Annotated in this window: 9 protein-coding genes; 1 reads left to right on the forward strand and 8 read right to left on the reverse strand. The window is 67.1% G+C overall.

Annotated features, from left to right (window positions below; all coding sequences use genetic code 11):
- Positions 1-121 precede the first annotated feature (121 nt).
- Positions 122-931: a DUF4349 domain-containing protein gene (locus DGN21_RS13015; protein ID WP_126965933.1), complete on the reverse strand. Its 810-nt coding sequence runs from the start codon at positions 929-931 to the stop codon at positions 122-124.
- A complete protein-coding gene (locus DGN21_RS13020) occupies positions 928-1,284 on the reverse strand; it encodes an aldehyde-activating protein (RefSeq protein ID WP_126965932.1) in 357 nt (118 codons plus the stop codon). Before DGN21_RS13020 ends, DGN21_RS13015 begins: the two co-directional genes overlap by 4 nt.
- A 97-nt stretch (positions 1,285-1,381) precedes the next feature.
- Here DGN21_RS13020 and DGN21_RS13025 point away from each other — a divergent pair, with 97 nt between their 5' ends.
- The gene (locus DGN21_RS13025) at positions 1,382-3,187 is read left to right on the forward strand and encodes a DUF885 domain-containing protein (protein WP_126965931.1); all 1,806 of its coding nucleotides are present in this window, start codon (positions 1,382-1,384) and stop codon (positions 3,185-3,187) included.
- Between the two features lie 217 nt (positions 3,188-3,404).
- On the opposite strand, the gene DGN21_RS13030 is transcribed toward DGN21_RS13025, so the two are convergent.
- The 6 genes from DGN21_RS13030 to DGN21_RS13055 all read right to left on the reverse strand — a co-directional run bounded on the left by DGN21_RS13030 (position 3,405) and on the right by DGN21_RS13055 (position 12,715).
- The gene (locus DGN21_RS13030) at positions 3,405-5,237 is read right to left on the reverse strand and encodes an ABC transporter ATP-binding protein (RefSeq protein WP_126966139.1); all 1,833 of its coding nucleotides are present in this window, start codon (positions 5,235-5,237) and stop codon (positions 3,405-3,407) included.
- Between the two features lie 197 nt (positions 5,238-5,434).
- Complete coding sequence (locus DGN21_RS13035; protein WP_126965930.1) at positions 5,435-6,031, reverse strand: plasmid pRiA4b ORF-3 family protein; 597 nt, start codon at positions 6,029-6,031, stop codon at positions 5,435-5,437.
- A gap of 189 nt (positions 6,032-6,220) precedes the next feature.
- A complete protein-coding gene (locus DGN21_RS13040) occupies positions 6,221-9,292 on the reverse strand; it encodes an efflux RND transporter permease subunit (protein ID WP_126965929.1) in 3,072 nt (1,023 codons plus the stop codon).
- Entirely contained in the window at positions 9,289-10,389 is a 1,101-nt protein-coding gene (locus DGN21_RS13045) for an efflux RND transporter periplasmic adaptor subunit (RefSeq protein WP_237474870.1), read from the reverse strand. The genes DGN21_RS13040 and DGN21_RS13045 overlap by 4 nt, the downstream gene beginning before the upstream one ends.
- Before the next feature lie 28 nt (positions 10,390-10,417).
- Complete coding sequence (locus DGN21_RS13050) at positions 10,418-11,236, reverse strand: MipA/OmpV family protein (protein ID WP_311542206.1); 819 nt, start codon at positions 11,234-11,236, stop codon at positions 10,418-10,420.
- 36 nt (positions 11,237-11,272) lie between these two features.
- The gene (locus DGN21_RS13055; RefSeq protein ID WP_237474871.1) at positions 11,273-12,715 is read right to left on the reverse strand and encodes an efflux transporter outer membrane subunit; all 1,443 of its coding nucleotides are present in this window, start codon (positions 12,713-12,715) and stop codon (positions 11,273-11,275) included.
- Positions 12,716-12,775: the final 60 nt, after the last annotated feature.

Here is a 12,775-nt window from a genome sequence, read left to right on the forward strand (position 1 = left end):
GCAAACAGCGCAACCAGGATCAACGTGCTACTGCGCGACGCGTCGAATAACTGCCTGACGTAAGCGCCCTTTCCAAAACATGCGCAGCTAATGCGGCATCGCCGACCAGCTACGCAGTGGATCAGGACATCCGGCGGCGTCGCGCACGCCAGCGCCATGCCTGCAGCAGCAGCCAGCCGACGATCCCCCCCAGCACCAGCACCGGCAGCAACGCCGCCACCGCGCGGATCACGAAGGCCACGCTGGATGCGAAGACCTGGCCGAACTCGGCTGCCGCCTCGGCAATCTCGCCCCTGCCCTGCTCGCCACCGGTGCTGCGAAAATTGAGCGTCAGCAACTGCGTGCGCACGCGCCGTTGCTGCTGCGCGGCGTCCTGCTGGGTCTGCTGCGCTTCGGCCTCGATCTCGGCAAGCCGCTTGGACAGGGCCAGCAGATCGGTCACGGCCAGGTCGCGGCGTTGCTGCAGTTCGAGCAGGCGCGCATGTTCCTTTTGCAGGCGCGCCTGTGCCAGCCCGGTATCGGCGATCTGCTGCGCCAGATCCTCGGCACGCGTGCTGCGCGCGGCGACATCGCCATGCTGGCCGGCCAGTTGCACCATCGGCTCGATGCCGTCCGGAGCTAACCGCACGCTGACGCTGCCGCTGGGGTCGCGCCCACCGGTTTGTTCCACCGCCAGCAGCGCGCAGTCGCCGAACTGCGCCGACTGGCAGGCGGTGCGTACTGCGGCGATGCGTTGATCGATCTGATCGGCCGGCAGTTCGATGCGTACATCGTGCTCATACGCCAGCGCATTGCCTTGCGCGGCGGGCGGTGCCGGTGCCGGCGCCGGCGCGCCGCCGTCTGCCGCCATCTCGCCCGACGGCCTGGCACATCCGCTCAGCGCCCAGCCCAGCAACAAGCCGACCGCGTACCACTGCATCCGGCGCCTCATCGGCTGGCTCCATCGGCCGCGTGCATGCTCTGCACGGCCAGACCCGGCGCGGACATACCCCGCAGCTTGACCGCCACACTGGCCTCGCCGGCCCTGCAACGCACACCCGTGCTGGAGCGTGCACTGCCGCGCTGCGGGAAGTGGTGGTGATTGGCATGCTGCCGGTTGAAGCGATGGATTCCCGGCATCTCGGGCGCCGCCTGCAGGCGCAATGGCGCGCGCATGCCCGGCCGCAGCAGGCCGCCACGGCGACGGCATGACGCACACGTGCGCTCGCACGCCTCGGGGTTCGGCGCATCGGTGTCCGGGTCGAACGCGATGCGTCCGCAATGACAGCTGTGGGCGTCGTGCATGGTGATCCTCCTTGAAAGCGGCCACTCTAAACCAATGGCGGATGCGGACAAGCGCGCACATGCCTATGCTGGCGGATTGCTTCCATCGGAATCCACCATGCGTCAACGTCTGCTTGTCCTCGCCCTGCTCGCCGGCCTCAGCGCCTGCCAGCAGCAGTCCGAATCGCCGCGCGCCGGCAACCCCGATGCCGCGACGCAGGCTGCGCAGACGCCGGATGCGCGCTTTGCGGCGCTGTCCAAGCGCGCGCTCGACACCTGGATGCAGCTGTCGCCGGTCACCGCCACTCAGACCGGCGATCACCGTCTCGATACGCAGATCGACGATCTGAGCAGCGCCGGGCGCCAGCGCAGCCTGGAGGCCGGCAAGAAGCTATTGAGTGAGCTGGATGCCATCGAGGTGGCCAAGCTGTCGCGCGAGAACCAGGTCGATGCGGCCATTTTGCGCAACCAGCTGCAATCGGAGATCTGGAACACCGAGGTGCTGCAGAGCTGGGCCTGGGACCCGCAGGTCTACAACGGCCTGGCCGGCAGCGCGCTGTATGGCCTGATGGCGCGCGACTTCGCGCCGCTGTCCGAGCGCCTGAGCTCCGCCACGCAGCGCATGGAGAAGATTCCCGGCATCTTTGCGCAGGCGCGCGCCAACCTGGACCCGGCCCGCGTGCCGAAGATCCATGCCGAAACGGTGGCCAAGCAGAACAAGGGCATCCTCAGCATCGTCGATACCTTCATCGCGCCCAATATCGGCCAGCTCGGCCCGATCGAAGCGGCCCGCGCGCAGGCCGCCATCGACGATCTGCGCAAGGCCGTGGCCGAGCAGCAGACCTGGCTGGATACCGTGCTGGTGCCCAATGCCAAGGGCGATTTCCGCGTCGGTGCGCAGATCTACGACCAGAAGCTGAAATTCGCGCTGCTGTCTTCGCTGTCGCGTGCCGAGATCAAGCAGCGCGCCGAGTCCGAGCTCAAGCGCGTCCGCAGCGAGATGTACGGCATTGCCCGCACGGTACTCAAGGACAAGCCCGGCGCACCCAAACTGCCCGAGACGCCCAATGACGACCAGCAGCAGGCCGCGATCGAGGCGGCGCTGGAACTGGCCTATGCCGACAAGCCGGCACGCGACAAGGTGGTCGACGACGCCAAGGCCGCACTGGCGCAGTCCACCGAGTTCGTGCGCCAGAAGGATCTGATGACGCTGCCCGATTCGCCGGTGGACATCATCCTGATGCCGGAATTTCAGCGCGGCGTGGCGGTGGCGTACTGCGATTCGCCGGGCCCGCTCGACAAGAATCTCAAGACCTTCTATGCGGTCTCGCCGATTCCCGACGACTGGAACGACAAGCAGGTCGATTCGTTCCTGCGCGAGTACAACAGCCGCATGATCCACCTGCTCAGCATCCACGAAGGCACCCCGGGCCATTACCTGGAAGGCTGGCATTCGGCCAAGTTCCCCTCCACGCTGCGCGCGGTGCTGCGCTCGGGCATGTTCGCCGAAGGCTGGGCGGTCTACACCGAACGCATGATGCAGGAACAGGGCTATCTGGATAACGACCCGCTGTTCCACCTGGTGCAGCTCAAGTTCTACCTGCGCACCATCGCCAACGCCATCCTCGATCAGGGCGTACATGTGGATGGCTGGGAACGCGACAAGGCGATGCACCTGATGACCCACGACACCTTCCAGCAGGAAAGCGAAGCGGCGGGCAAGTGGGTGCGTGCGCAGCTGTCGTCCGCGCAGCTGCCGACCTACTTCGTCGGCGTGCAGGAACATCTGGACACGCGCAAGGCGGTGCAGGACAAGCTGGGCAAGGACTTCAACCTGAAGGCGTACCACGACCAGATGCTGTCCTACGGTGCCCCGCCGGTGCGCTTTGCACGCGAGTTGATGCTGGACCAGCCGATCGAGTGATTGATCCTTCTCCCGAGGGGAGAGCGAGTGCCCCTTCTCCCCTCGGGAGAAGGAGCCCCAAAGGGGCGGATGAGGGTACGGGCGAAGCCTGGCGTGGCCGGAACTAGCGAGTGGTTTCACCCCGTACCCTCACCCCAACCCCCGCTCCGCGCCCCAGCAGGAGAGGGGCGTGTTGCTACCGTGGTTGCACGTTTGTGCAGCCCACTAAACAGCGACCTCACCCATCCGCCGCAACAAACCCGCCAGTCTGCCGCGCCCACAGGCGTGCATACAGCCCGCCCTGCGCGATCAGTTGCGCATGCGTCCCGGTCTCGACGATGCGTCCGGCATCCATCACCACCAGCCGGTCCATGCGCGCGATGGTGGAGAGGCGGTGCGCAATCGCGATGACCGTCTTGTTGCCCATCAACGCGTCCAGGCTGTCCTGGATCGCCGCTTCCACTTCCGAGTCCAACGCCGAGGTGGCCTCGTCCAGGATCAGGATCGGCGCATCCTTCAGCAGCACGCGCGCAATGGCGATGCGCTGCCGCTGACCGCCCGACAGCTTGACTCCGCGTTCGCCCACATAGGCAGCGAATCCGCGCCGGCCTTCACCATCGATCAGCGTGTCGATGAAGCCTTCCGCGCGCGCCTTGCGTACCGCTTCCAGCATCTGCGCGTCGCTGGCCTGCGGCCTGCCATACAGCAGGTTGTCGCGGATCGAACGATGCAGGAGCGAGGTGTCCTGGGTGACCAGGCCGATCTGCCCGCGCAGACTTTCCTGGGTAACCTGGGCGATGTCCTGTCCGTCGATGAGGATGCGCCCCTGCTCCAGGTCGTACAGCCGCAGCAGCACGTTGACCAGGGTCGACTTGCCCGCGCCCGACGGCCCGACCAGGCCGATCTTCTCGCCGGCACGCACCTGCAGGTCCAGCCCGGCGATCACGCCGCCGCGCTTGCCGTAATGGAAATGGATGTGCTCGAACTGCACCTGGCCGTGTGTCACCTGCAGCGGCACGGCGTCGGGCGCGTCCTGCACCAGCACCGGCTGCGAGATGGTCTGCATGCCGTCCTGCACGCTGCCGATGTCTTCGAAGATGCCGTTGACCGTCCACATGATCCAGCCGGACATGTTGTGGATGCGGATCACCAGGCCGGTGGCCAGCGTGATCGCGCCGACGCTGATCTGGCCGCGGCTCCACAGCCACAACGCCAGCCCGCAGGTGCCCACGATCAGGAAGCCGTTGGCCACCGCAATGGCAGTATCCATCGTGGTGGTCACGCGCGTCTGCCCGCGATGCTTCACCGCCAGCTCGTCGATCGCATCGCGCACATAGGCCTGTTCGCGGCCGGCATGGGCGAACAGCTTGAGCGTGGAGATATTGGTGTAGCCGTCGACGATGCGCCCGGTGGCCTTGGAGCGTGCATCCGACGCGATCCACGCGCGCGCCTTCATGCGCGGCACGAAGAACGCCATCAGCGCGACATATACCACCAGCCAGATCAGCAGCGGCAGCATCAGCCAGGGGTCGGCCTGCGCAAACAGCCACAGCGCGCTGCCGGTATAGACCACGATGTACCAGAGCGCATCGACCATCTGCACCGCCGATTCGCGCAGCGAGGTCCCGGTCTGCATCACCCGGTTGGCGATCCGGCCGGCGAAATCGTTGTTGAAGAAGCCCAGGCTCTGCCGTACCACGTAGTTGTGCATCAGCCAGCGCGAGCGGTTGCTCAGGCCCGGCACGATCGCCTGGTTGACCAGCAGGTTGTGCAGCCCGGTGAACAGCGGCCGCGCCACCAGCGTGATCGCCGCCATCCAGAGCAATTCGCCGGCATGCCGGCGGAAGAAGTCCGCTCCCGGTCGCTCGGCCAGCATGTCGACGATGCGCCCGAGGAAGTCGAACATCGCCACTTCCACCAGGGCCAGCAGCAGTCCGGCGATCAGCGTGGCCAGCAGGATCGGCCACAAAGGCCGCAGATAATGCAGATAGAACCGCCACACGCTGCGCGGCGGCATTTCCCGCTCGATCGGCGGGAAGACATCGATCAGGGATTCGAACCAGCGGAACATCGCAGACACTTTCGGGAAAAACCGGGAGATCAGGCTAGCTGATCGCGCGTCAAGCTGCAGTGGCGCTGGCGTCGGGTTGCTGCAGCATCACCTGCACGGCAGGCTGCGATGCGCGTAACAGGCAACCGGATCGATTTCGCTTGCCCAAGCCATGCATGGCCTGGGCGTCACTGCAGGTCATGCGGCGTCAGTCGCGCTCACTCGCGGACACGTGCGAGCAGGCGGTTGACCTCGGCCAGATCGAAATGGCCCGGATCGAAGCGCCCGCCCAGGGTGGCCAGCTCCTGCACATGTTGCGCATGCTCTGGGTCGGCGATGATCCGCAGCAAGGCCTGGTAGCTGTCGATTCCTTCGCTGCTCTCCGGCGGGCAGGCATTGGCGCCGTCCACGCAACGGGCCGCGCGCAGGCTCGCGTCCGGCGGCAGGATCGCCTCGACCTGGACGCGGTGCTGCCAACCCGCGCCGGCACCGTAGAAATAGTCGAAACGCTCCAGCTCGCCCACCGCGCTTTCGATGCTGACCCGGGCAGCATGCTTGAGCCGTGGCCGCTCCGGCACATCCAGCCCGGATTCGCCGTAGCGGCCGCCGCCCAGGTCGAATTCGTACGGATGCGCACCGCTCCAGCCCATCAGCGGTTGCAATACACGATGCAGCGTGGCCAGGCGCAGCGCTCCGGCCACCAGCACGCGGCGCCAGATCAACGGCGCGCTGTCCACCAATGAAACATGCAGCTGATATACCGGCGCAGGCGTGGGTACCGCCTGCTGTGCAACTTTCTTCTTGGCTTTGCTCATCGGGTCTTGGTCGTGTCTCTCAGTCGCCAGTATGGCGGCAGCGGCCCGCGCCTGCATGGCCCCGCTCCGTCAGCGCTGCGCCATGCGGTGTGCGATATGCGATATGCGGCATGTCGCGCGATCATGCATCGACGATGCCGCCCACCGTCACGCCAGCATCATTGCGCCGCCGCCCTCGCCCGCCCGGATTTACGCCACACCCGCTGCACGCGCCGGCAGTCGCAGGCCGAACAACAGGTCATACAGGATCGGGATCAAGCCCAGCGTCACCAGCGTGCCCAGCGCCAGGCCACCGATCATGGTGATGGCCATTCCGGTCCACAGCGGCCCGGCAAACAGCATCAGCGGAATCAAGCCGACGATGCAGGTGAGCTTGGTCATCACGATCGGGCGCAGCCGCTTGACCGCTGCGGCGATCACCGCCTCGCGGCGTGGCAGGCCATCGGCAAGCTCGGCTTCGATGCGTTCCAGCAGCAGCACCGCGTTGTTGACGATGATGCCGGCCAGCGCCAGCAAGCCGAAGGTCGCCATGAAACCGAACGGATAGCCGGTGATCACCAGGGCCAGTGCCGCACCGATCAGCACGAACGGGACTGCCGACAGCACGATCAGTAGCTTGCGGAACGAGTTGAACTGCCACACGAACAGCAGCAGGATCGCGCCCAGTGCGTGCGGCATGTATTGGAGCAGGGCCTGGTTGGCCTCGGCAGAATCCTCCAGCTCGCCACCGATCTCCAGCCGATAACCGGGTGGCAGCTTGAGCGCGGCCATCGGCACCGACAGGCGCTCGACGATCTCGGTCGCGGTCAACTGCGGGTTGCGTGCGGTCACGGTGATCGCACGGCTCAGGTTGCGCCGCTGGATCGCCGACGGCTCGCTGTCGTGCAGCACCGTGGCGACCGCCGCCAGCGGCACCGGCGCACCGCCGGCTTGCGGGTACACCAGGGTGTCGCCAGGTGTGCCGTCGGCGGCGCGTTCCTGCGCACTGCCACGCCAGACCACGGCCACCGAGCTGCCATCGTCGCGCAACAACGAGGCATCCACGCCGCTGTAGCGCGCCTGTAGCGCCTGCGCAATGTCCTCGCTGCTCACCCCGGCACGCCGCGCCCTGAGCTGGTCCACCTGCACCACGTAGCGCGGAATGCGCGCCTGCCAGTCGTCCTGCACATCCACGGTGCCCGGCAACGCGCGCAGCGCCTTTGCAATCGCAGCGGCGCTGCTGCGCAGTACTGTCTCGTCGGGGCCGACCACGCGATACACCGCCATCCCGGCTTCGGTCGCGCCCAGCGAAAACCGCTTCGGCTCGGCGCGCACGGTGGGGAAGTGGCTGCGGACATGCGCACGTGCCCGCGCTATCACTGCATCGAGATCGGTGCCTGGGCGCACGCTCACGGTAAAGTACGCCATGTTGGCCGCCGGTAGGGGAGGATTGAGGCCCAGCACGATGCGCGGGCCGCCATCGGCGACATAGCCGATGCTGTCCACCACCTCCGGGTTGGCGCGCCGATCGGCCAACCAGCGGCTCAGCGCGCGCACCGTGCGCAGGGTTTCACGCGTATCGCTGCCTGCCTGCAAGGTCACCGGCATCTGGAACTGCAGACGATCGGACTTGGGCAGAAAATCGTAGGGGATCGACACCAGCACCGCGACCGCCGCCGCCAACATCGCCACCATGCCGGCGATAAACAGCGCCTTGTGCATCAGCACGCGCTCGATGAGGCGGCGGTAGCCACGATAAAAGCGCGACGGCTCCTGTTCGCTGCCGTGTGCGACATGTGCCTTGGCGAAATACATGCACAGCAGCGGCGTCACCGTGATGCTGAGCAGCCACGAGCCCAGCAAGGTCACGCCAAGCACGGTAGCCAGCGAGCGCAGATATTCGTTGGTGCTGGTCTGGCCGAAGAAGAACGGCGAGAACGCCAGCACGATCACCAACGATGAGGTCAGCAACGGGGTGGCCAGGGAGCGGCCGGCGTCGATGCAGGCCTGACGGCGCTGTTCTCCGGCAACCAGGCGGCGTTCGATGTCTTCGGCAATGACAATACCGTTGTCCACCAGCAGGCCGAGCGCCAGGATGATCGCCGCGATCGACACCGTCTGCAGCTCCACGCTCAGCACGCGCATGACGATCAGCGAGGCGAAGATGGTCAACGGCACGATCGCGCCGACGATCAGGCCGGTGCGCCAGCCCAGGAACAGCATCACTACCGCCATGACGATGACGATGGTCTCGCCCATGACGTGGTGCATCTTGCCCATCTCGCGCTCGACCACGTCGGCCTGGAAGGTGACCACGTGCTGCGCAAAACCTGCGGGCAATTCCTGCGCGGTCTGGCCCAGCTTGGCGCGCAGCGTTTTGCCGAAGTCGGCGATATTGCTGCCGGGCTTCATCGAGACCGACACCACCACCGCCGGCTGGCCCTGGTAGACGGCAGCGCTTTCCGGCGGATCGGCAGGCATCACCTGTACCTGCGCCAGCTCGCCCAACGCCACTTCGCGCACGCCATTGGCATTGGGTGTCGGCAAGGTCAGCAACAGGTCCCGCAACTGGGCAGGTGAGCGTATCTCCCCGGAAGTCGCAACCGTCATCGCCAGCCCGGACACCGTCGCCAGCCCGCCGGAGGCCACCACATTCTGCGAGCGCAACTGCGCCATCACGCTGGCAGGGCTCAGTCCGGTCGCCAGCAGCCGCGCGCGATCGAACGCCACATACACGCGCTCGTCCTGCAGCCCGTACAACGCCACCTGCTCCACCCCAGGCAGGGTATAAAGCTGCTCGCGCAGGCGCCGCAGCGGCCCACGCATCTCGCTCATCGAATAGCCCGGTGCGGTGACTGCGATCGAGGCCACCGACACCCGTCCGAAGTCATCGTCGACCAACGGTCCCTGCGTGCCCGCAGGCAGTTGCGCACCCGCCTCGGCGGCCTTGGCGCGCACGCGCTGCCACAACGCCGGCAGATCCTGCACATCGTCGTAAGCGGTCAGCTGCACGATCGCGCTGCCTGGCCGCACCGTGCTCACGATGCGCTTGATGCCGGCCAGTTCGCGCAGGCGCTCTTCGAGGGGGCGCGCCAACAGGGTTTCCACCTGCTCGCTGGGCATGCCCGGAAACGCCACCGACACAATGGTGTCGCGCACGGTGACCGAGGGTTCTTCCTGCGAGGGAAAACCGACGAACGCCACGATGCCGCCGAGCAGGATCATCACTGCCGCGAACAAGGTCAGCCGGCTCGACCTCATCGCCATCCGGGTCAGCATCATGGCGCCTGCCCTCCGCTCAGCTGCGTCTGCATCTGCAACGGCGCCACCGGCTGGCCATCGATCAAGAAGCCCACGCCTGCGCTGACCACCTGATCGCCGGCCTGCAGCCCGCGCCGGACCTGGATGCGGCCGCCGACGATCGACCCGAGCTCGACTGCGCGCTCGCGCACGATCCGCTGTGCCGGCTGATACACGAACACGCTGGCCCGTTGGCGATTGAGCCTGGGCAGTACCGCAGACAGCGGCACGCTGGGCGTGCTCGCAGCCTGCGCGGGCAACTGCAGCAACACACTGTCGCCACTGCGCATCGCGTGCGGCGCGCGCACCACCTCCAGAATCGCCAGCGCAGTGGCACCGTTATCCAGCCGGCTGGACAGGCTGCGCAGGCGCAATGTCAGCGGCACCGCAGGCTCGTCGGCCAGCGTGGCCTGCACGGTCTGCCCAGGCGTCAGCCCGGCGGCAGCAACAGGCGGCAGATTGGCGAGCAATTGCAGATGCGCCTGCCCTTCCAGCTGCAACACTGCCTGCCCCGCCCCCACATCGGCCTGCGGTTGCTGCAGGCGTGCGACCACGGCGCCATCGAAGGGTGCGCGCAGCTCACCAAGACGCGATGCACGCCGCGCCAGCGCCAGGTCGGCCTTTGCCACCTGCAGTTGCGCGGTTGCCGCATCCGCCGCCGCGCGGGCGGCGGTCAGCGTCGCCGCCGAACTGGCACCATCGTCGAACATGGCGTGCTGCTGGCGCAGTTGCAGCTGCCGCTCGCCGGACTGCGCCATCGCCGCGCGCAGGTTCGCGTCGGCCTGCTGCTGGCGCAATTGCAGCGGCTCGGCATCCAGGCGTGCCAGCACCTGCCCTTTCTGTACGCGGTCGCCCACATCCACCAGCACGGCGGCGATGCGTCCGCCGCTCTCGAACGCCAACTCGGCCCGTTGTTGCTGACGCGCCACTGCCGGCACCTGCAGCCACCCATCGCGGCCGGAGCCGAAGCGCTCCAGCTTGACCGCCCGCGGGGTCTCGGCCGCCGGCGCATCCGGCCGGCTGCAGCCGGCCAGCACCAGCAACAGACCGCAACACACCATGGTGCGAAGAACATCCATCATCACGCTATCCCCTGCCATGTGCCGCTCAGCGGCTGTAGGTCACTGCAACCGTGCCGCCGACAAAACTGCGGCGTGCAACCAGCGGGCTGTCCGTGGCGTTGTCCGCATAGCGGGTGCCGGTCACGCTCACGGTGGTGGCCCAGTGATCGCCCAGCGCATGCGTCCAGCTGCTGCCCACCGCGGCGGCATACACGCCGGAACCGGTATGGAAGGCCTGCCAGCGCGTCCGCGCCGCCTGCGCGTCGGTGACCCCGAAGTAGGCCTGGTTGAAGCGACGATCGCCGGCATGCACATCCAGATCCAGCGTCACCGTGTCGCTGGCGCCATGCAGCAGGGTGAACTCCACGCCGGCGCGATAGCGGTTGCGCCGTGCGTCCTGCTTGAGCGCGAATTCGGCTTCCGCGTTGACGTTCATGTACGGCGTGATCCGCTGCATCACCAGTGTGCGTGCGGTGAGAGACCCCGGTACATCGCCCATGCCGGCCAGCACGCGCGAACCCGGACGCCAGTCGCTGTCGCGTTGCAGGCGGCCCAGGTCGTAATACAGCGACTGCGACAAATAGAAGCCGGAATCGCTCTGGAACTGCAGACCCGCGCCACGCGCGGTGTCGAAGAACAGCATGCCGCGCTGGACCACCAGCACCGGGTTGGCCTGCACGCGCGCGCGCTCGGCGCCGGCATACCGCGGTGCCGCAACCGCTGCCGCGCCCGCGGTGAGATCGGTGTGGTCGCCCAACAACCGCGAGCTGCCGGTCAGATCGGTCTGCGCGTGCGCAAGGCATGGCAGCAGCAGGCTGGCAACGAACGGCCAGGCACGCAGTGTGGTGTCACGAGGCAGCTGCATGGAAAACAGGATGGCCATGAAAATCTCCGTCAGCGATCAGGAAAGGGATGGCAGGCAAACGCCGTAGAACGCCTGAAACAGGGCAATCCGGCTCAACAGGCGTTGGCGTGCGGTGGTCAGGTAATCCAGCTGCACCTGCGTGGCGCGCAGGCGCTCGGTCAGCAGCGTGGTGCGATCTTCCAGGCCTGCGTCCACGCGCCTGCTGAGCCGTGTCATGCGCGATTGCTCACGCTCGGCCTGCGCACGTGCACGCGGTTCGGAGTCGGCCAGGGTGGCGTGCGCGTCGAGCGCATCGGCGACCTCGCGGAAGGCGGACTGGATCGCCTGTTCGTAGGCCGCGACATCGGCGCGCTGGCGCAGCTGCGCCAGCGCGAGATTGGCGCGGTTGCGGCCGCCGTCGAACAACGGCAGGTTCAATTGCGGGCTGAAGCTCCACATGCCGTGGCCGGCGGAAAACAGCCCGTTCAAGCCATCGCTGGCGGTGCCCACGCTGCTGCTCAGGGTGATCGATGGAAAGAACGCGGCGCGTGCGGCGCCGATGTCGGCGTTTGCCGCGCGCAGTTCCAGCTCCGCCTGCTGGATGTCCGGGCGTTGCAGCAACAACGAGGAATCTAGCGCACGCCACGCCGTGCTGGGTGTATCTGCGGCAATCATGCGCTGCAGGTCGCCCGGCACCGGCAAGCTGTCGTAGCCAACCAGCAGTTGCAGCGCGCGCAATGCCGCAGCGTGGTCGTCGGCGCCCCGCAAGGCCGCGGCATGGGCCTGATCGGCCTGATGCTGCTGGCCATCGCGCTGGTCGCGCGCGATCAGCCCGATCCGGTACTGCCGCTGTGCGATGGCCAGCAGCGCAGCACTGTCGGCATCGGCTGCTTGCAGCTGCTGCAGCGCCTGGCTGCTTGCGCGTTCAGTGGTGTAGGCGCGCAGCACCTCGGCAACCAGCGCGCCCCGGGCCGCATCGCGCCCATGGGTGCTGACCAGATAGCGCTGCCGCGCCGCCTCGGACATGGCCTGCAGCTTGCCGAAGAAGTCCAGCTCGAGATTGCCGATGCCGGCGTTGGCAACGACCAGATCCTGCCCGTAGCGGGCGTTCAGGGCCGGATCGTCGAAGCGCTGCCGCACCTGTTGTGCACCCACGCCGATGCTTGGCACGCGCGCGGCGCGCTCGATGCGGTACTGCGCCCGTGCCTGCTCCACCTGCAAGGCGGCGCGACGGAAGTCGCTGTTGCGCGCAAGCGCGCGTTGCAGCAACGGCCGCAGATCGCGATCCGGTGCGAACGCCTGCACAAACGCGCGTTCCTGCAGATTCAGCTCGATCCCCACCGGCTCGCTCGGTTCCCCAGCGGCCACCGCCTGCTGGCTGCCGAAGGTGCCCGGCACGGTCACCGCCGGTCGCTGGTAAGTCGGCGTCAATGAACAGCCGCCCAGCAGCATGGCGATTGCCGCATTACGCAGGGCGCGGAAACAACGAGGCGCGGTCATTTGTGGAATCATGATGTCGGAGCACACGAGCCAATCTCGACCGACATCCTCGACCTGCAG

Source organism: Xanthomonas sp. MLO165 (assembly GCF_018831305.1).
Taxonomy (GTDB): domain Bacteria; phylum Pseudomonadota; class Gammaproteobacteria; order Xanthomonadales; family Xanthomonadaceae; genus Xanthomonas; species Xanthomonas arboricola.